Source organism: Stutzerimonas sp. C6.4V (genome assembly GCF_058536345.1).
Genome location: NZ_JBZUBM010000002.1, coordinates 1,281,006 through 1,299,810, shown reverse-complemented (window position 1 = coordinate 1,299,810; position 18,805 = coordinate 1,281,006). Strand labels below are relative to the sequence as shown.

General features: G+C 62.7%; 17 protein-coding genes. 8 read left to right on the top strand and 9 right to left on the bottom strand.

Annotated features, from left to right (window positions below; all coding sequences use genetic code 11):
- Positions 1-7: 7 nt before the first annotated feature.
- Both AC4LFW_RS21685 and lnt read left to right on the top strand, forming a co-directional pair.
- Positions 8-856: a CorC family transporter gene (locus tag AC4LFW_RS21685; protein WP_491822046.1), complete on the top strand. Its 849-nt coding sequence runs from the start codon at positions 8-10 to the stop codon at positions 854-856.
- Between the two features lie 93 nt (positions 857-949).
- The gene (gene lnt, locus AC4LFW_RS21680) at positions 950-2,467 is read left to right on the top strand and encodes an apolipoprotein N-acyltransferase (RefSeq protein ID WP_491822044.1); all 1,518 of its coding nucleotides are present in this window, start codon (positions 950-952) and stop codon (positions 2,465-2,467) included.
- Positions 2,468-2,624: 157 nt separating this feature from the next.
- On the opposite strand, the gene AC4LFW_RS21675 is transcribed toward lnt, so the two are convergent.
- Both AC4LFW_RS21675 and AC4LFW_RS21670 read right to left on the bottom strand, forming a co-directional pair.
- Complete coding sequence (locus AC4LFW_RS21675) at positions 2,625-3,395, bottom strand: YdcF family protein (RefSeq protein WP_491822042.1); 771 nt, start codon at positions 3,393-3,395, stop codon at positions 2,625-2,627.
- Between the two features lie 71 nt (positions 3,396-3,466).
- Positions 3,467-3,919: a hypothetical protein gene (locus tag AC4LFW_RS21670; RefSeq protein WP_491822040.1), complete on the bottom strand. Its 453-nt coding sequence runs from the start codon at positions 3,917-3,919 to the stop codon at positions 3,467-3,469.
- A 254-nt stretch (positions 3,920-4,173) separates the two neighbouring features.
- On the opposite strand from AC4LFW_RS21670, the gene leuS reads away from it, so the two are divergent.
- The 6 genes from leuS (at position 4,174) to lipA (ending at position 11,368) form a co-directional block, all read left to right on the top strand.
- Positions 4,174-6,780: a leucine--tRNA ligase gene (gene leuS / locus AC4LFW_RS21665; protein ID WP_491822038.1), complete on the top strand. Its 2,607-nt coding sequence runs from the start codon at positions 4,174-4,176 to the stop codon at positions 6,778-6,780.
- Between the two features lie 41 nt (positions 6,781-6,821).
- Positions 6,822-7,427, top strand: a complete 606-nt coding sequence (locus tag AC4LFW_RS21660; RefSeq protein WP_491822036.1) for an LPS-assembly lipoprotein LptE — start codon at positions 6,822-6,824, stop codon at positions 7,425-7,427.
- Positions 7,428-7,466: 39 nt separating this feature from the next.
- Positions 7,467-8,495, top strand: coding sequence for a DNA polymerase III subunit delta (gene holA / locus AC4LFW_RS21655; protein ID WP_491822034.1), 1,029 nt, complete (start codon positions 7,467-7,469; stop codon positions 8,493-8,495).
- 101 nt (positions 8,496-8,596) lie between these two features.
- On the top strand, positions 8,597-8,755 hold the full coding sequence (gene arfA, locus AC4LFW_RS21650; RefSeq protein WP_491822032.1) for an alternative ribosome rescue factor ArfA: 159 nt from the start codon (positions 8,597-8,599) through the stop codon (positions 8,753-8,755).
- A 60-nt stretch (positions 8,756-8,815) separates the two neighbouring features.
- Complete coding sequence (locus AC4LFW_RS21645; RefSeq protein ID WP_491822030.1) at positions 8,816-10,120, top strand: lytic murein transglycosylase; 1,305 nt, start codon at positions 8,816-8,818, stop codon at positions 10,118-10,120.
- A gap of 195 nt (positions 10,121-10,315) precedes the next feature.
- Positions 10,316-11,368, top strand: a complete 1,053-nt coding sequence (gene lipA, locus AC4LFW_RS21640; RefSeq protein WP_491822028.1) for a lipoyl synthase — start codon at positions 10,316-10,318, stop codon at positions 11,366-11,368.
- Positions 11,369-11,464: 96 nt separating this feature from the next.
- On the opposite strand, the gene lipB is transcribed toward lipA, so the two are convergent.
- The 7 genes from lipB to mrdA all read right to left on the bottom strand — a co-directional run bounded on the left by lipB (position 11,465) and on the right by mrdA (position 18,801).
- Positions 11,465-12,124 carry a lipoyl(octanoyl) transferase LipB gene (gene lipB / locus AC4LFW_RS21635; protein ID WP_491822026.1) on the bottom strand — a complete coding sequence of 220 codons (660 nt, stop codon included), beginning with the start codon at positions 12,122-12,124 and terminating at the stop codon, positions 11,465-11,467.
- A gap of 55 nt (positions 12,125-12,179) precedes the next feature.
- Positions 12,180-12,464: a DUF493 domain-containing protein gene (locus tag AC4LFW_RS21630; RefSeq protein ID WP_491822024.1), complete on the bottom strand. Its 285-nt coding sequence runs from the start codon at positions 12,462-12,464 to the stop codon at positions 12,180-12,182.
- A gap of 60 nt (positions 12,465-12,524) precedes the next feature.
- Entirely contained in the window at positions 12,525-13,682 is a 1,158-nt protein-coding gene (locus AC4LFW_RS21625; protein WP_491822022.1) for a D-alanyl-D-alanine carboxypeptidase family protein, read from the bottom strand.
- 73 nt (positions 13,683-13,755) lie between these two features.
- Positions 13,756-14,748, bottom strand: coding sequence for a septal ring lytic transglycosylase RlpA family protein (locus AC4LFW_RS21620; protein WP_491822020.1), 993 nt, complete (start codon positions 14,746-14,748; stop codon positions 13,756-13,758).
- Positions 14,745-15,722 carry a lytic murein transglycosylase B gene (mltB, locus tag AC4LFW_RS21615; protein ID WP_491822227.1) on the bottom strand — a complete coding sequence of 326 codons (978 nt, stop codon included), beginning with the start codon at positions 15,720-15,722 and terminating at the stop codon, positions 14,745-14,747. The genes AC4LFW_RS21620 and mltB overlap by 4 nt, the downstream gene beginning before the upstream one ends.
- Before the next feature lie 47 nt (positions 15,723-15,769).
- Positions 15,770-16,915, bottom strand: a complete 1,146-nt coding sequence (gene rodA, locus AC4LFW_RS21610; protein WP_491822018.1) for a rod shape-determining protein RodA — start codon at positions 16,913-16,915, stop codon at positions 15,770-15,772.
- Positions 16,912-18,801, bottom strand: coding sequence for a penicillin-binding protein 2 (mrdA, locus tag AC4LFW_RS21605; RefSeq protein WP_491822016.1), 1,890 nt, complete (start codon positions 18,799-18,801; stop codon positions 16,912-16,914). The genes rodA and mrdA overlap by 4 nt, the downstream gene beginning before the upstream one ends.
- Positions 18,802-18,805: the final 4 nt, after the last annotated feature.

Sequence of the window (18,805 nt, the reverse complement as noted above, 5' to 3'; positions counted from 1 at the left end):
CAAAGACATGAGTGAAGACCGATCGAGCAACGGGCAGAAGTCGTGGTTAGGAAAAATCACCCAGGCTTTTGCCCATGAGCCGAAAAATCGTGAGGAGCTGCTTGATGTACTGCGCGGCGCCCACCAGAACAAACTGCTCGACAATGAAGCCCTGGCGATTGTCGAGGGCGCCATCCAGGTCGCCGACCTGCAGGTGCGCGACATCATGGTGCCGCGCTCGCAGGTGATGAGCATCCGCGCCGACCAGCCGCCAAAGGACTTCCTGCCGGCGATCATCTCCGCCGCGCATTCGCGCTATCCGGTAGTGGGCGACAGCCTCGACGAGGTGATCGGCGTGTTGCTGGCCAAGGATCTGCTGCCGCTGATCCTGCAGGACGACCAGCAGAACTTCGATATCAAGGATCTGCTGCGCCCCGCCACCTTCGTGCCCGAGTCCAAGCGTTTGAACGTGCTGTTGCGAGAATTCCGGGCCAATCACAGCCACATGGCCATCGTCATTGACGAATACGGCGGTGTTGCCGGGCTGGTGACCATCGAAGACGTACTCGAACAGATCGTCGGCGATATCGAGGACGAGCATGACATCGAGGAAGACAGCTATATCCGCCCACTGCCCAGCGGCGACTTCCTGGTAAAGGCGCTGACACCGATCGACAGTTTCAACGAATTCTTCGGCAGCGAGTTTCCCGACGAAGAATTCGACACCGTAGCCGGGCTGGTCATGAGTACCTTCGGGCACCTGCCCAAGCGGAACGAGGTCACCGAAATAGACGGTTTCCGCTTCCGTGTACTGAACGCCGACAGTCGCCGCGTCCACATGCTGCGCCTGACCCGTACCCAAACGGAAAGTCGCTAGGCTCTGCCGGCACGCCGAAACCTTCGGTAGACTCTTGCGCTCCGTATTCCCGCCGCCGGACACCGTACCGGCGGCGATTTCCAAGGAAACCCCATGCGCTGGATCACCCGCCCCGGCTGGCCGGGCAACCTGCTGGCGCTCGTTGCCGGCGCCCTGACCACCCTGTCGCTTGCCCCGTTCGATATCTGGCCGCTGGCCCTGCTGTCGATCGGCCTGATCTATCTCGGCCTGGGTGATCTGGCGCCGAAACAGGCAGCCGGACGTGGCTGGTGCTACGGTTTCGGCCTGTTCGCCTCGGGCGTCAGCTGGGTGTACGTCAGCATTCATGATTTCGGCGCGGCACCGCCGATCCTGGCCGGCGTGCTGACCCTTGGCTTCGTGGCCGGCCTGGCCCTGTTCCCTGCCTTGCTGGGCTGGGTCTGGAGCCGCTGGCTTCGGCAGGAAGCAGCGCCTCTGCTCAACGCACTGCTTTTCTCCGCGCTGTGGCTCGCCATGGATGCGCTGCGTGGCTGGGTGCTGACCGGTTTCCCCTGGCTGTATGCCGGTTATAGCCAGCTGGAGGGCCCGCTGGCCGGGCTCGCACCGCTTGGTGGCGTCTGGCTGCTTACCTTCATGCTGGCGCTGACTGCAACCCTGCTGGTCGAGTTGCCAAAACTGTTCCGTCAACGGACGGCGCTGGTCGGCGCGCTGGTGCTGATGATTGCCGTCTGGGGGGGCGCACTGGGTCTGGGCCGTCACGCCTGGACCACCGCCAAGGCCGAACCCCTCACGGTGGCTGCGATGCAGGGCAATGTCGCCCAGAGCATCAAGTGGGACCCGAAGAAGCTGGAGATGCAGCTGCTGCTCTACCGCGACATGACCTTCCGTAGCCGGCCGGCCGATCTGATCGTCTGGCCCGAAACCGCCGTGCCGATCCTCAAGGAACATGCTGAAGGCTATCTGACGATGATGAGCCGTTTCGCCCAGGACCGTCAGTCGGCGCTGATCACCGGCGTGCCCGTGCGCCAGCCCAACGCCGAGGGTGAGCTGCGTTATTACAACGGCCTGACCACCGCTGGCGATGCCAGGGGCACCTACCTGAAGCAGAAACTGGTTCCCTTCGGCGAGTACGTGCCACTGCAGGACATCTTACGTGGCCTGATCGCCTTCTTTGACCTGCCCATGTCTGACTTCGCCCGCGGCACGCCGGAACAGGCGCTGCTGCAGGCCAAGGGTTACCAGATCGCGCCATTCATCTGCTACGAGGTCGTGTACCCGGAATTTGCCGCCAGTCTCGCCGCGCAGAGCGACATCCTGCTCACCGTCAGCAACGACGCCTGGTTCGGGCACTCCATCGGCCCGTTGCAGCACCTGCAAATGGCGCAGATGCGAGCGCTGGAGGCCGGTCGCTGGATGATCCGTGCGACCAACAACGGCGTTACGGTATTGATCGACCCACACGGTCAGATCACCGAACGGATCCCGGCGTTCGAGGAAACCGTGCTCTATGGTGAGGTCACCCCCATGCAAGGGCTGACGCCCTACCTGCGTTGGCGCTCCTGGCCTTTGATCGGGCTCTGCGGGTTGCTGCTGGTGGTGGGTGTGGTCAGGCGGGGCAAGGGGAAGCCTTAAACTGGAGGCTGGAGGCTGGAGGCTGGGCGATAGCGTAGCGGGCCTTGTCGAGGGGCTTTGGCTGCGATCGGGCTACCGCGATGAGCCCTGCCCACCGCCAATCGCGATCAGACCGCTACCACAGGAGCAGAGCCGCTTGAGGTTCAAGCTTCAGGCTTCAAGCTTCCCCCCCATACACCCATGGATAGACCAGCATGCCGACCGCCTCGTTGAGCAGCATGCCGTTCTGCCAGACGGCTTTCGACTCCGGCAGCCACCCCCCGAAAGGTCGCCCATTGGGCACGCCGACGAACCCCACGGGCGCTGCGATCACCTCCAGGCCTACCTCTTCGAAGCACCATCGTGACCTGGGCATGTGCGAGGCCGAGGTCACCAGTACGATCCGTTCGATGCCGGCCTTCTTCAGGATTTCAGCGCTGTACAACGCGTTCTCCCAGGTAGTGCGGCTACGCTCCTCCAGCCATCGGGTCTCAGTGGCGAAATCGCGCTGCAGCGCCTCGGCAGCCAGCAGCGCTTCGCTCGGTGGCTCGCCGTAATGCAGCCCTCCACTGGCGAGGATTGGCAAGCCCGAGGCCTCCGCCAAGCGGGAGGCATAGCGCAGCCGTTCGAGCGCGATATGACTGGGCTGATCTGCCCCCCACGCAGGATCGGACTGTTCACGTCCAGCACCAAGCACCACGATCGCCTGCGCCCGCTGGCCGAGGTCACGCCACTGCGATCGATCCAGCGCCACTTCGCTTTCGATCATCCGCGCCGCCCGTTCCACAGTCACTGGCAGGCTCATCAGCCACAGCCCGCCAAACCCCAGTACGAAGCAGAGCGCCGCCAGCCGTGGCGCGCGTCGCCGCAGCCACCAGGCAGCCAGCAGCAGCAGGAGCAGGCCGCCTGGCGGTAGCAGCAATTGTTTGAATAAGTAGCGAATCGGCATATGCAGCTCCGGAAGTCGGTCGCTGCCACTTTACCTGCCAAGGCGTCCGCTTGTCGGCAGCGCGGATGCCGTCAATGCTTTGGGTAGGTATGCAACCGCTGTCTCGCGCGGAGCAGCTGCGAGCCGCATGCTGAGCAGGCGACCACGCCGGCACCTTCCGGCCAGTGCGCAGCTGCACCACAGAGGGCGCAGGTCATGGATTGCTGCAGCGCCGGCGGACTCTGCTTGCAGCGCTTGCCGGAATGATGCCGCAGCACGTTGCGCAATGCCGGTCGCGCTGCCTGGCGGTCCAACTGGGCCTGCTCCTCGGCCGCCGCGTGCCAGCCGGACAGCCATTGCGAATCCTGTTGCAGATAGGCACGGATCAGATCGAACTCAGCCGGCGTCAGCCCGCCCACTTCCAGCTCGGTCGCACCACCGGGCTTGCCTCCCGCGCTCCGCTCCGCCTCTTCCAGCGCCACGGTCAGCCGCTGCAGCACCCGCCCGTACAGGTTGCCCTCGTCTGCCTGCTGTTCTTTGCCCATGTTTCACCTCTTCGTTCGTCCCGCCCCCTGTACAAGCGTAGCTCAGACCAGGAGGACGACGAGGGCTGCGACCAACGGGGCCGTGCTCCACCGGCAAATCAGGTTTCCCTCGGTCGCGGGGGGTCATGTATGCTACGGCGCTTCCATGCGTTCGTTTCCGGCCCGTTGCGCCGCGGTATTGCAGGTCCCGACCAGCAACACCCTAGCCCGAGCCGCCAGGCGAGCAGCCAGCCCCCATTCCAACGCCAGTAGCCATGCACGAACAGTATCAGCCCCGCGAAATCGAAGCCGCCGCGCAGTCCCACTGGGACGCGCAGAAATCCTTTGAAGTAAGCGAACAGCCAGGCAAGGACACCTTCTATTGCCTGTCTATGTTTCCCTACCCCAGCGGCAAGCTGCACATGGGCCACGTGCGCAACTACACCATTGGCGACGTGATCGCCCGCTACCAGCGTATGCAGGGCAAGAACGTGCTGCAGCCCATGGGCTGGGACGCGTTCGGCATGCCGGCTGAAAACGCGGCGATGAAAAACAAGGTCGCGCCGGCCAAGTGGACCTACGAAAACATCGACTATATGCGCACCCAGCTGAAGAGCCTGGGCCTGGCCGTCGACTGGACGCGTGAAGTCACCACCTGCAAACCCGACTACTACCGTTGGGAACAGTGGCTGTTCACCCGCCTGTATGAAAAGGGCGTGATCTACCGCAAGAACGGCACCGTCAACTGGGACCCCGTCGACCAGACCGTACTGGCCAACGAGCAGGTCATCGACGGCCGCGGCTGGCGTTCCGGCGCGCTAATCGAAAAGCGCGAAATCCCCATGTACTACTTCAAGATCACGGCCTACGCCGATGAGCTCCTGGAGAGTCTCGACGAGCTGGATGGCTGGCCGGAACAGGTCAAGACCATGCAGCGCAACTGGATCGGCAAGTCGCGCGGGATGGAGATCAGCTTCCCGTACGACGTCGCCAGTATCGGCAGCGAAGGCGTGATGAAGGTGTTCACCACCCGCCCCGATACCCTGATGGGCGCCACTTATGTCGCCGTGGCGGCCGAACATCCGCTTGCCACCCTCGCAGCCCAGAACAACCCCGAATTGCAGGCGTTCATTGACGAGTGCAAACGCGGCGGCGTCGCAGAAGCCGATATCGCAACCCAGGAAAAGAAAGGCCTTGCCACGGCTCTGAAGGTACAGCACCCACTCACTGGCGAGCTGCTGCCGGTATGGGTCGCCAACTACGTGCTGATGAATTATGGCGAAGGCGCTGTGATGGCCGTGCCGGCCCACGACGAGCGAGACTTTGCCTTTGCAACCAAGTACAGCCTGCCGATCAAGCCGGTGGTGCGTACCAGTGCCGGTGACCAGACTCCCGCGCCCTGGAACGATGCCTATGGCGAACACGGCGAGCTGATCAACTCTGGCGATTTCGACGGGCTGGACTTCAACGGCGCCTTCGATGCCATGGAAGTCGCGTTGCAGCGCAAAGGCCTCGGCCAGGCGCGTACCCAGTTCCGCCTGCGCGACTGGGGCATCAGCCGCCAGCGCTACTGGGGCTGCCCGATCCCGATCATCCACTGTGAAAGCTGCGGTGACGTGCCGGTGCCGGAAGACCAGCTGCCGGTGGTGCTGCCCGAAGACGTAGTGCCGGATGGCGCCGGCTCGCCGCTGGCCAGGATGCCGGAATTCTACGAGTGCAGCTGCCCGAAATGCGGCGCCCCTGCCAAGCGCGAAACCGACACCATGGACACCTTTGTCGAGTCGTCCTGGTACTTCGCCCGCTACGCCTCACCCCATTACGATCAGGGGATGGTCGACCCAGCCGCGGCCAACCACTGGTTGCCGGTTGACCAGTACATCGGTGGTATCGAACACGCGATCCTGCACCTGCTTTATGCGCGTTTCTTCCACAAATTGATGCGCGATGAAGGCCTGGTCAGCTCCAACGAGCCGTTCAAGAATCTGCTCACCCAGGGCATGGTGATTGCCGACACCTACTACCGCACCCTGGAAAACGGCGGCAAGGACTGGTTCAACCCGGCCGACGTCATCGTCGAGCGCGATGCCAAGGCCAAGGTCATTGGCGCCAAGCTGGCCAGCGACGGTCTGCCGGTGGAAATCGGCGGCACCGAGAAGATGTCCAAGTCGAAGAACAACGGCGTCGACCCGCAAGCGATGATCGACACCTACGGCGCCGACACCTGCCGCCTGTTCATGATGTTCGCCTCGCCGCCGGACATGAGCCTGGAATGGTCTGACTCCGGCGTCGAAGGTGCGAGCCGCTTCCTGCGTCGCGTGTGGCGCCTGGCCCACGCCCATGTCAGCGCCGGCACTGTTGGCAAGCCTGATGTCGCCAGCCTCGACGATACGCAGAAGGCCGTGCGCCGCGCCATCCATCTGGCAATCAAGCAGGCCAGCCAGGATGTCGGGCAGCACCACAAGTTCAACACCGCCATCGCCCAGGTCATGACCCTGATGAACGTGCTGGAAAAGGCCGCCACCAGCAGCGAGCAGGATCGCGCGCTGATGCACGAAGGCCTGGAAACCGTCGCCCTGCTGCTGGCACCGATCACACCACACATCTGCCACCAGCTCTGGCAGAACCTCGGCCATGCCGACGCCATCATCGATGCATGCTGGCCGACGGTCGACGAAGCGGCTCTGGTGCAGGACAACCTGACCCTGGTGGTGCAGGTCAACGGCAAGCTGCGCGGACAGATCGAAGTACCGGCCAGCGCCTCTCGCGAAGACGTCGAAGCCAGCGCGCGGGCCAATGAAAACGTGGTGCGTTTCACCGAGGGCCTGACGATTCGCAAGGTCATCGTGGTGCCGGGCAAGCTGGTCAACATCGTCGCTAACTGATTCGTCTTGGCGCGGGCGCCAAGCTGGCAAGGGGATACAACATGATCAAACGCAATCTGGCAGTGGTCGGCCTGGCCCTGCTGCTGAGCGCCTGCGGCTTCCAGCTCCGCGGAACCGGCACCACCAGCTTTGCCCTCCAGGAGCTCAGCCTGCAGGCTCGTGACAGCTATGGCGAAACCGTGCAGGCGCTCGAAGAGCTGCTCCAGAACAGCGGCGTCAGGGTCACCCCTGATGCACGCTACACACTCGACCTGGTGCGCGAGCAGAGCCGCCAGCGCACGGCCAGCTATACCACCGCAGCGCGCACCGCCGAATACGAACTGACCCAGATACTCGACTACCAGATCCGAGGCCCTCAAAGCACTGTGCTGCTGGAGGATCAGGTCGAGGTGTCCAAGGTCTACGTTCATGACAGCAGCAACCTGATCAGCTCGGATCAGGAAGCGAGCCAGCTGCGCCGAGAAATGCGCCGCGAGCTTCTGCAGCAGCTGAGCATGCGCCTGCGCAACATCACCCCGGCACAGCTCGATCAACTGCAACAGACAGCCGACGCGAAGAAGCGCGCCGAGGCCGAAGCGATCGAGGCACAAATGCGTGAGCAGGCCTCGCAACCGCTGCAGTCGCCCATCGAACTGCCCCTCCAGTGACTGCCAGGGAGCCTGCTCACGCGGGCTCCTGTCCCTCCGATGAAATTACCTCCCGCCCAGCTCGCCAAGCACCTGCAAGGTCCACTTGCGCCCGTCTACGTGGTCAGCGGTGATGAGCACCTGCTCTGCCAGGAAGCCTGCGACGCCATTCGTGCAGCCTGTCGGCAACAGGAGTTCAGCGAGCGCCAGGTGCTCAACGCCGAAACCGGGTTCGACTGGGGTCAGCTCATCGAGGCAGGTGCCAGCCTGTCGCTATTCGCCGAGAAGCGCCTGCTGGAGCTTCGCATCCCCAACGGCAAGCCCGGCGACAAGGGCGCTGCTGCGCTTCTCGACTACCTTGCACGGCCGGCCGAAGACACCGTTCTGCTGGTCAGCCTGCCCAAGCTCGATGGCAATACGCAAAAGACCAAATGGGCCAAGGCACTGATCGATGGCAAACAGGTGCAATTCCTGCAGATCTGGCCGGTGGACGCGCAACAGCTCCCGCAGTGGATTCGCCAGCGCCTGGCGCAGGCCGGCCTGGCCGCCGACCAGGAGGCGGTTGAGCTGATTGCTGCCCGGGTCGAGGGCAATCTGCTGGCAGCAGCGCAGGAGATAGAAAAGCTCAAGCTGCTCGCCGAAGGGGGTCAGGTCACTGTAGCCACCGTGCAGGCTGCGGTGGCCGATAGTGCCCGTTATGACGTGTTCGGGCTGATCGATGCCGCGCTGCTAGGCCAGCCCGAGCACATCCTGCGCATGCTGGAGGGCCTTCGTGGCGAAGGCGTCGAAGCCCCGGTCATCCTCTGGGCCGTGGCACGCGAGGTACGCCAGCTCGCCAACATTGCCCAGCAATACAGCCAGGGTACCCCGCTCGACCGGGCCTTCAGCCAGGCGCGCCCACCCGTGTGGGACAAGCGCAAGCCGCTGGTGAGCAAAGCCCTGCAGCGCCACGATGCTGCCGGCTGGCAAAGGCTGCTGATGAGTGCTCAACATATCGACGAACAGATCAAGGGGCAGTCTCCGGGTGACCCCTGGATCGGCCTGACAGATCTCTGCCTTAGGCTGAGCGGAAAGCGCATTGGTGGCTGACGCTTCAGCCGCAGCCGACTGATGCAGCGCCGCCCTGCGCTGGACATTTTCTGTACAAGCCCTAAGCTGCGCAACTGATCGCACGCAAGAGGCTTCAAAACATGGCAAAGAGTCGCAAAAGGCCGAACAAGGCCAAATCCCTGGTTGCCCAGCCGCTGTTCCGCAGTCGTCAGGAGCAGCCCCGAAAAGGTAAAGGCAGCTACCGTCGCGAAGCCTCCCAGTCAGCCAACTGGGAGGCTTCGGTCCTTCTGGCAGCTTGAAAAGCCAAGCAATTCAAAGCGTGATAAGGTCAGCTGCCGTTGACCTGCCGAGAGTGGTACATGCTTTACACCTTCGTTCCTGTACTGCTGCTACGCAGCCTGATTGCCGGATCAGCCCTGAGCATCATGGTCGCCTGCGCCGCCGAGCCGGTCTCGCAGTCACCGGCGCCATCATCCAGCCCGCAAGGCATGCTGCCGGCCGCTGACAGCGCCGCGGACAGCGACTCACCCATCGCAGCCGGTGAACAGCAGACGTTCACCCAGTGGCGTGACGCTTTCCGTCGCGAAGCCCTCCAGGCCGGCATCTCGGCCGATCTGTTCGACCGTGCCTTCGAAGGCATCACCCCTGATCCCAGCGTCATTGCGGCTGACCGCAGCCAGCCCGAGTTCACCCGGCCGGTGTGGGAATACCTGAACGGCGCACTCTCGAAGCAGCGTGTGCAGACTGGACAACGCCTGCTCGAACAGAACGCCGACATACTGGATGACATCGAGGCTCGTTACGGGGTGGACCGCAACACCCTGGTTGCGATCTGGGGCCTGGAAAGCAGCTTCGGACAGATCATGGGGGACAAGTCAGTGATTCGCTCACTGGCCACGCTCGCCCATGAAGGGCGGCGGCCTGCTTTCGCCAAGAGCCAGCTGCTGGCGGCACTGGACATTCTTGCGCACGGTGATGTCGAGCCCGCCCAGCTTCGCGGGTCCTGGGCCGGTGCAATGGGCCAGACCCAGTTCATACCCACCACCTACAACACCCATGCGGTCGACTTCAGTGGCGATGGGCGTCGGGACATCTGGAACAGCTCGGCTGATGCATTGGCCTCAGCTGCCCACTACCTGCAGGCGTCGGGCTGGAAAGCAGGCCAGCCCTGGGGCTTCGAGGTCCGATTGCCCGACGGGTTCGACTATGCCCTGGCCGACAGCAGCCTGCGCAAGCCGCTGGCGGCATGGCGGGAGCTGGGTCTGCGCAATCTTCCGCGGGGCAATGATGACGCCTCGGCGAGCCTGTTACTGCCTGCGGGCCACCGAGGGCCAGCATTTCTGATCCTCGATAATTTCCGTTCGATCTTGCGCTATAACAATTCTTCGTCCTACGCATTGGCTATCGGGCTGCTGTCGGAGCGCTTCGAAGGAGCAGGCAAGGTGGAAGGCAGCTGGCCCCTCGGCGAGCAGCCATTGAGCCGGTCGGAACGCATGGAGCTACAGGAGCGCCTTGCCGCCCAAGGCTTCGATCCCGGCCTGCCCGACGGCATCATCGGTGCCAATACGCGCAGCGCCATACGTGGATTCCAGCAGCAGCTCGGCTGGCCCGCCGACGGCCATCCGACGCAGGAATTGCTGGGACAGCTGCGCGCAGAGCCCTGAGGAACGCGGCCGAATCAGTCGGCCACGCGCTACTTGCCGTCCAACCCCGCGCAGGTGGGCCACGCAACTTCGGCAGCCCCTTCTGAGCGACTGCACCCAGCGCTGTGCGGACTGAACGGTCAGTGCCTGTGATAAACTGCGCGGCGGCCAAAAGCCGCCTCGTCCACGGAGTCTCTAGCGGAGCCCAGAAAGCCGATGTCCGAAACCTCCCAGCCCAAGGCCGTTGCCAGCGGCGAAAAATTCCGTACCACCCAGGGCATCACCGCAATCAAGGACGGGCAGAAGCGCCGCGCCTCGAGCGAACCCCAGGTGTTCGAACCCAAGCCCAAGTGGCTGCGGGTCAAGGCGCCCAGCGGCAGCCGCTTCGAAGCGGTCAAGCGCAATGTCGGCGAACACCGCCTGAGTACCGTCTGCCAGGAATCCCACTGCCCGAACATGGGCGAGTGCTGGTCCAACGGCACTGCCACCATCATGCTGATGGGTTCGGTCTGCACGCGCGCGTGTCGCTTCTGCGCCGTGGATACCGGCAATCCCAATGGCTGGCTGGATCTGGAAGAGCCGCAGAACACCGCGAAGTCGGTGGAACTGATGGCGCTGCGCTATATCGTGCTGACCTCGGTGGACCGTGACGATCTGGACGACGGCGGTGCCGCACACTACGCCGCCTGCGTGCGCGCCATCAAGGAGCGCACCCCGCATGTGGTAGTGGAGGCCCTGACACCGGACTTTGACGGCGACCTGCAAGCCATCGAACGCGTAGCGGACTCTGGCCTGGAAGTCTTCGCGCAGAACGTCGAGACGGTCAAACGACTGACCCATGACGTGCGCGACCCCCGCGCCGGCTACGAGAAGACCCTGCGCGTGCTGGAGCACGCCAAGCGCTATCGCCCGGAGATGCTGACCAAGACCAGCCTGATGCTTGGCCTGGGCGAAACCGACGAGGAAGTGCTGCAGACCATGGATGACCTGCGCGCCATCGGCGTGGACATCCTCACCCTCGGCCAGTATCTACAGCCGACCCGCAACCACCTGCCGGTAAAACGCTGGGTCAGCCCTGAAGAATTCAACCGTTTCCGCGACATCGGCCTGGAGAAAGGCTTCATGGAAGTCGCTGCCGGCCCGCTGGTGCGCTCCAGCTACCGAGCCGACCGAGTGTTCGAAAAGAACAACCTGGGCCTGTCCGCCCCGGTTCCGGTGCCGGGCCAGCCGTTTGAAAGCAGTCTGATTCCAACCCTCAATCTGAACTGATCGGGCCGAAAGGCGCCTGCCCCTGGGCTTCGCCTCGGGGGCAGGCGTACTTGTACGCCATGCCCCGCGCTCACCCGGTATAAACCAGCGCGCGACCTAGCCGTCTATCACTGCACCCTTCAGGGTCTGCTGCTGTGCGTAGCCGAGATGCCTGACCAACTGCTCACGCAGGCGGGCACTGACATCAGGAAATGCAACTGGTCCGGCCACCAGATCGGCCAGCTGGGTCATGGTCATGCCGGCATATCCGCATGGATTGATCCGCCCGAAGGGCTCCAGATCCATATCCACATTGAGCGCCAGGCCATGGAACGAGCATCCGTTACGGATGCGCAAGCCGAGTGACGCGATTTTCGCACCATCGACGTACACACCTGGCGCGTCCGGCTTGGCCTGGGCCTGCACATCGTAACTCGCAAGCAGATCGATCAGGCTCTGTTCGATGCGACTCACGAGTTCGCGTACGCCAAACCCCAACCGCCTGATATCCAGCATCAGATAGCAGACAAGCTGTCCGGGGCCATGATAGGTCACCTGCCCGCCACGATCGGCCTGCACTACCGGAATATCTCCGGGCACCAGCAGATGTTCCGCCTTGCCAGCCTGTCCCTGGGTAAATACCGGGGCATGTTGCAGCAACCAGATTTCATCGTCCGTCGACGGTGTGCGTTCATTGGTGAAGCGTTGCATGGCCTGCCAGGCCAACGGGTACTCCACGAGGCCAAACTCGCGGACGCCCAGCACCGAAGCAGTCATTCGCAGGCCCTTCTGCCCGCAGGACCAGAAAGGGACCCGTCAGTTGCGGGCCACATCAGAGCACCATGTGTACGCGCCCGGTTGCGCGCAAATCGACATGGATCGCCTGCAACTGCTCGACACTTGTCGCCGTGATCAGCACCTGCACGGACAGGAAGCGGCCGTTGCGGCTGTCACGAGACACCAGCGTGGTTTCGTCCAGATTCGGCGCGTGTCGCCGAATCACCTCCACCACCGTCTCGCTGAACCCTTCGCCTGCATCACCGATGACTTTGATCGGGTAACGTTCGCAGGGAAATTCGATCCTGGGTGGCTGTGTTTCGCTTTTGCTTTCGGTCATGGCGACGGACTCGTGATCCGCAAGCACGCCCGGCGGTTGGCCAAGGCGCGCTCCAGAGGTCTAGTTGAAGAGGTTGAAGAAGAACAGCTGAATGCTATCCCACAAACGGCTGAACAGCCCACCCTCTTCCACCGCCTGCAAGGCAATGAGATCCGAGCTCTGCACAACCTGACCATCGAGGCTCACCTCGACCTTGCCCACCACATCGCCCTGCTGAATGGGCGCTGTCAGTTCGGGGTTGAAAGTCAGACCGGCTTGCAGCTTGTCCATTTGGCCGCGCGGCAGGGTCATGGTCAGATCGTTCGCCAGGCCGGCACTGACCTGGTCCTGTTCACCTTTCCAGACGCGGGATTTCGCCAGTTCGACGCCTTTCTGGTAGAAGGTGCGGGTTTCGAAGAAGCGGAAGCCGTAGGTCAACAGTTTCTGCGTCTCCGCCGCACGCGCCTGCTCGCTATTGGTGCCAAAGACAGCCGTGATCAGCCGCATGTCGTCGCGAACTGCAGAGGCTACCAGACAGTAGCCCGCCTCCTCGGTATGCCCTGTTTTCAGCCCATCCACCGTCTTGTCGCGCCACAGCAACAGGTTGCGGTTGGGCTGCTTGATGTTGTTCCAGAAAAATTCCTTCTGCGCGTAGATGCCGTAGTGCGCCGGATCCTCATGAATGATGGCCCGGGCCAGTTTGGCCATGTCGGCAGCGGACGAATAATGCTCCGGATGCGGCAGTCCGGTCGAGTTCATGAAATGGGTATTGGTCATGCCCAGCTGCTGCGCGGTGCTGTTCATCAGATCGGCAAAGGCATCCTCGCTACCGGCAATGTGCTCAGCCATGGCGACGCTGGCGTCATTGCCGGACTGGATGATGATGCCGTGCAGCAGGTCGTCCACCGATACCTGCGTATTGACCTGGATGAACATGCGCGAGCCACCGGTACGCCAGGCTTTTTCACTGACGGTCACCATGTCGCTTTCAGATATCTGGCCTTTGCGGATTTCGAGCGTTGCGATGTATGCCGTCATCAGCTTGGTCAGGCTGGCCGGCGGCAGGCGCTCGTCGCCATTGTTCTCCACCAGCACCTTGCCACTGGCCGCATCCATCAGCACATAGGATTTGGCCGCCAGCTCGGGAGGGGACGGGATGATCGGCTCGGCCTGTACAGCAGGCGCTACCGCCAGCAAGGTGATCAGAAACAGACGCTGCAGGAAGGTGGTGATAGTCATTGCACTCTCGGAAGATGGTGTTTGGCAAAGCGTTTGTTGTTGCGCCGGCGCCCAGCTGATGATTCCGTGGCGATCAGTCGCCTCTCACCCGTCGCGGCTGTCCCAGATTGGCCAGACGCACACTCTGCTCGAGTTGTGCCGCCTGATCCTGCGACTCGAGCGGCCCCAGGCGCACCCGATGGAGGATCTGCTCCTGGTGAACGACCGAACTGACGAATACCGGCGCCGCGGTCATGCTGCTGAGCTTGTCACGCAGCAGCTGAGCAGCATCGGGATTGGCAAAAGCGCCCACCTGAAGAAACAGTCCCGCATCGGCGCCCGCGCTGCCGCGATCGATCTCCAGGGGCACCGTCGCTCCCGCATGCTGGGCTGGCGGCGGCGTGTAATTCTCGACAGGCTGCGCCGTGGCCTTGAGCGCGGGCGCGCTCGGGACCTGTTTGGTCTGTGCAAGCACCAAGGGTACGGGCTGACCGCGATCGGCCCACCACTGCACAGGGTCGATACCCTCGACCTTTACCCGCGCTGTACCGGTTTCGGCATATCCCAGCTTCTTCGCCGCAGCGAAGGACAGGTCGATGATCCGATCCGAGTAGAACGGCCCCCGGTCGTTGACGCGCAGCACCACGGCCTTGCCGTTGTCGAGGTTGGTCACCCTGACGTAGCTCGGCAGCGGCAGGGTCTTGTGCGCAGCGCTCATCCCGTACAAGTCGTACTTCTCGCCGTTGGCGGTAGGCTGCCCATGAAATTTGGTGCCATACCAGGAAGCGGTACCGGTTTCCCTGTATTTTCGCCCGTCACCCATGGGGTAGTAGGTCTTGCCCAGTACCGTATACGGATTGGCCTTGAACGGCCCGTTATGCGGAGTGGGCGTTGCATCAGGAATGCTCGACACATCCACGTCCCACCAAGGAGCGCCATCCTTGTGTGGGCGCGAATAATCTCCCGGCCCGCTGCTTGCCGGACTGCTTGCCGCTGAAGGAGCATGTGGCGTGGGCGATGACGAGCAACCGGCAACCAGCGCGATCACAGCTGTCACCCCCAAGAGGCGTCCCATCCTGCTGGTCATTGCGCGCCTCGTGCCGCGGCGAGCTTCTCGCCCAGCTGATGCACAGCCATGGCGTACATGACGCTGCGGTTGTAGCGGGTGATGACGTAGAAATTGGGCAACCCCACCCAGAACTCGTCGCCCTCGGCGCCTTCCAGGCGAAACGCGGTGACGGCTGTATCGTCAGGCAGGGTCGCATCGGTCTGCCATCCCAACTCACGCAGCTGCGCGGCGTTCTTCAATGGCTCCAGGCCCTCCGTCAGCCCCTCGGCATGACGATCACCGCTAACCCTGGCTCTCGCCACCACCGGTTCGTTGGTTACCCAGCCATGTTGCTTGAAGTAGTTGGCAGCGCTGCCTATGGCATCGACCGGATTCTTCCAGATATCGATGTGGCCATCGCTGTCGAAATCCACCGCATAGGCGCGGAAACTGCTCGGCATGAACTGCGGAAGCCCCATCGCACCGGCATAGGAGCCGGTCAGCGTGAGGGGATCGACCTGCTCCTCACGCGCCAGCAGGAGAAACTCCTTGAGCTGCTGGCGGAAGAAGGGTTGACGGGGCGGATAATCGAAACCCAGGGTGGAAAGCGCATCGATTACCCGGTAGCTGCCGGTGTTGCGGCCGTAGAAGGTCTCGACACCAATGATGGCAACGATGATCTCCGGGGGCACGCCGAATTCAGCCTCGGCGCGCTGCAGCGCGGCCTCATTCTCGCGCCAGAAATCGACGCCCTGGGCGATGCGCGAGTCGGTAATGAAGATCGGCCTGTATTCCTTCCACGGCTTGACGCGCTCGGCCGGCCTTGAAATGGCGTCAAGGATGGCCTGCTTGCGCTCCGCCTGGGCCAAAAGGTCGACCAGCTGCTCACTGGCGAAGCCGTAGTCATGGGTCATCTCGCGGATGAACTCAGCCACTTTCTCGCCTTCGTAATCGGCCGCCTGCACCAGCGAAGCACCGCCGAAAGCACTGCACAGCCCCGCTCCGAGGAACACCCGAGCCAACCAGCCACGCCTTAATGGATTCAAGAAATTCACTCTAGTCAAACCTGCGCGATCCACTTGCGATGGGTGTGGATCGACATCAAAACCCCGAACCCTGACAGTAGGGTCACCAACGAAGTTCCACCAAAACTGATAAAGGGCAACGGCACTCCCACCACCGGCAACAACCCGCTGACCATACCGATATTGATGAAAACATACACAAAGAACGTCATGGTCAGCGCACCTGCCAGCAGCTTGCCGAACAGGGTTTGCGCCTGGGCGGTAATCATCAGGCCGCGGGTTATCAGCAGCAGGTAGATCAGTAGCAGCAGGCAGACACCTACCAGCCCGAACTCCTCGGCCAGGACCGCAATGATAAAGTCCGTATGGCTTTCCGGCAAAAAATCCAGGTGTGACTGGGTACCCATCAGCCAACCCTTGCCGAAGACTCCACCCGATCCGATTGCGGCCTTGGACTGGATGATGTTCCAGCCGGTGCCCAGCGGATCGCTTTCCGGGTCAAGAAAGGTGTGCACTCGCTGCTTCTGGTAGTCGTGCAGAACGAAGTACCACATGGCCACCGCTACCGGCACCAGGGCCGCAATCGCGCCCAGCACCCAGCGCCAGCGCAAGCCGGCGATGAACAGCACGAACGCGCCGGACACCAGCACCAGGAGCGAGGTGCCCAGATCAGGCTGTTTGAGGATCAGCACAAAGGGCACCACGATCAGGGCCAGGCTGATCGCCGTGTGCTTGAGACTGGGCGGCAATGCACGGGCAGACAGGTACCAGGCAATGGTCATCGGCATGATGATCTTCATGAATTCCGATGGCTGGAAGCGAATCACCCCAGGAATATTGATCCAGCGGGTTGCCCCCATCGCCGTGTAACCGACGAATTCGACAGCCAGCAACAGCCCCACGACCAGCAAATAGCCGAGCGCAACCCAGCGCGCCATGAATCTCGGCTCCAGCTGAGCGATAAAAAGCATGGCCGCCAGGCCGATACCGTAGGAGGTGGCCTGCTTGATCAGCAGGTCCCAGTTCTTGCCACCAGCCGAGTACAGGATGAACAGGCTGCCAGCGGCAAGCAACAGCAACAGCAACAGCAGTACGCCATCGATGTGCATGCGTTGCAGCAACGTGGCGCGGCGACGCATCACGTCCGTGGTCGAAAGGGTGCGATCGAAGGTTCCGCTCATGGCGCAGCTGCCGTAGCACTGAGGGTCGGCGCGTACTCGGCCTTGAGCTGTCCCTCTTCATTGAGCAGCCAGGCGTCCATGACCTGCTTGGCCACCGGCGCCGCTACGCCAGAACCGGATTCGCCATTCTCGACCATGACCGCTACCGCGATCTGCGGGTTGTGAACCGGTGCGAAGGCGACAAACAGGGCGTGGTCGCGGTGGCGCTCGGCGAGCTTGCCACTGTCATAGCGCTCGCCCTGCTTGATGGCCACGACCTGTGCGGTACCGCTCTTGCCGGCAATACGATAGGTCGCGGTGTCGCCGACCTTCTTTGCCGTGCCACGAGCGCCATGCAGTACCTGCACCATGCCGTTGATGGAGGCGTCCCAGTAGCGCGGATCGCGCAGCTGGATATCAGGCATCGGCTCGGGATCCACGGGCAACTCGCCTTCGATGCGCCTGGCCAGGTGCGGCCTGATCCACTTGCCATGGTTGGCCATGAGGGCAGTGGCCTGGGCCAGCTGCAGAGGGGTGGTCTGCATGTAGCCCTGACCGATACCGAGAATGACCGTTTCGCCGGGATACCACGGCTGACGGTAGCGCGCCCGTTTCCAGTCCCGCGAAGGCATCAGGCCGGCGGTTTCCTCGAACATATCCAGGGACACGCGCTGACCGATGCCGAAGCGACTCATGTAGTCGTGCATGCGGTCGATGCCCATCTTGTGTGCCAGATCGTAGAAATAGGTGTCATTGGATCGCATGATCGCCGTTTCCAGGTCCACCCAGCCATCGCCGCCGCGATTCCAGTTGCGGTACTTGTGCTTGACGTTGGGCAACTGGAAGAAGCCCGGGTCGAAAACGCGACTGTTTTCGGTGACCACGCCGGTGTCCAGGCCAGCTACCGCCATCATCGGCTTGATCGTCGAACCCGGCGGATACAAGCCACGCAAGACACGGTTGAACAGCGGTCGATCGATGGAATCGCGCAGCTCGCCGTAGGCCTTGAAGCTGATTCCGGTGACGAACAGGTTGGGATCGAAGCTCGGCTGGCTGACCATGGCCAACACCTCACCGGTTGCCGGCTGCAGCGCCACAATCGCACCGCGACGCCCCGCCAGGGCTGCTTCGGCGGCTTGCTGCAACCGCAGATCGAGAGTCAGCGTCAGATCTTTCCCCGGGATCGGGTCGGTGCGCTTGAGCACGCGCAACACCCGTCCGCGCGCATTGGTTTCAACCTCCTCGTACCCCACCTGGCCGTGCAGCGAATCTTCATAGAAACGCTCGATACCCGTCTTGCCGATATGGTGGGTGCCGCTGTAATTCACCGGATCGAGCTGTTTGAGCTCGGCCTCGTTGATCCTGCCGACGTAGCCGACCGAGTGAGCAAAATGCTCGCCCTCGGGGTAGTGTCGAACGAGCTGAGCGGCGACCTCGACGCCGGGCAGGCGGAACTGGTCCACCGCGATGCGGGCGATCTGCTCTTCGGACAGCTCGTACATGATCGGCACCGGTTCGAATGGCCGCCGCCCTTGCAGTACGCGCTTCTCGAACAATTCCCGCTCTTCCGCCGTAAGCCCCAGCACCTCGACCACGGTATCAAGCGTCTTGCGCCAGTCACCGGCCCGCTCCCGGGTCACGGTCAAGCTGAAGCTGGGCCGGTTGTCGGCGATGATGATGCCGTTGCGATCGAAGATCAGGCCACGATTGGGCGGGATCGGCTGGACGTGGACCCGGTTGTTTTCCGACAGGGTCGAGTGATGCTCGTACTGCACCACCTGCAGGTAGTAAAGCCGTGCAATCAGCACACCGATCAGCAACAGAACCAGTGCCCCGCCCACGAGCACACGCTGACGCACCAGACGGGCATCTTTTTCGTGGTCCTTGAGGGGGATCGGCTGGGACATCGTG

Excerpts from the sequence above, each read along its gene's own strand:
- AC4LFW_RS21685 (WP_491822046.1), top strand. The coding sequence starts at position 8 with ATGAGTGAAGACCGATCGAGCAACGGGCAGAAGTCGTGGTTAGGAAAA.
- lnt (WP_491822044.1), top strand. The coding sequence starts at position 950 with ATGCGCTGGATCACCCGCCCCGGCTGGCCGGGCAACCTGCTGGCGCTC.
- AC4LFW_RS21675 (WP_491822042.1), bottom strand. The coding sequence starts at position 3,395 with ATGCCGATTCGCTACTTATTCAAACAATTGCTGCTACCGCCAGGCGGC.
- AC4LFW_RS21670 (WP_491822040.1), bottom strand. The coding sequence starts at position 3,919 with ATGGGCAAAGAACAGCAGGCAGACGAGGGCAACCTGTACGGGCGGGTG.
- leuS (WP_491822038.1), top strand. The coding sequence starts at position 4,174 with ATGCACGAACAGTATCAGCCCCGCGAAATCGAAGCCGCCGCGCAGTCC.
- AC4LFW_RS21660 (WP_491822036.1), top strand. The coding sequence starts at position 6,822 with ATGATCAAACGCAATCTGGCAGTGGTCGGCCTGGCCCTGCTGCTGAGC.
- holA (WP_491822034.1), top strand. The coding sequence starts at position 7,467 with ATGAAATTACCTCCCGCCCAGCTCGCCAAGCACCTGCAAGGTCCACTT.
- arfA (WP_491822032.1), top strand. The coding sequence starts at position 8,597 with ATGGCAAAGAGTCGCAAAAGGCCGAACAAGGCCAAATCCCTGGTTGCC.
- AC4LFW_RS21645 (WP_491822030.1), top strand. The coding sequence starts at position 8,816 with ATGCTTTACACCTTCGTTCCTGTACTGCTGCTACGCAGCCTGATTGCC.
- lipA (WP_491822028.1), top strand. The coding sequence starts at position 10,316 with ATGTCCGAAACCTCCCAGCCCAAGGCCGTTGCCAGCGGCGAAAAATTC.
- lipB (WP_491822026.1), bottom strand. The coding sequence starts at position 12,124 with ATGACTGCTTCGGTGCTGGGCGTCCGCGAGTTTGGCCTCGTGGAGTAC.
- AC4LFW_RS21630 (WP_491822024.1), bottom strand. The coding sequence starts at position 12,464 with ATGACCGAAAGCAAAAGCGAAACACAGCCACCCAGGATCGAATTTCCC.
- AC4LFW_RS21625 (WP_491822022.1), bottom strand. The coding sequence starts at position 13,682 with ATGACTATCACCACCTTCCTGCAGCGTCTGTTTCTGATCACCTTGCTG.
- AC4LFW_RS21620 (WP_491822020.1), bottom strand. The coding sequence starts at position 14,748 with ATGACCAGCAGGATGGGACGCCTCTTGGGGGTGACAGCTGTGATCGCG.
- rodA (WP_491822018.1), bottom strand. The coding sequence starts at position 16,915 with ATGAGCGGAACCTTCGATCGCACCCTTTCGACCACGGACGTGATGCGT.
- mrdA (WP_491822016.1), bottom strand. The coding sequence starts at position 18,801 with ATGTCCCAGCCGATCCCCCTCAAGGACCACGAAAAAGATGCCCGTCTG.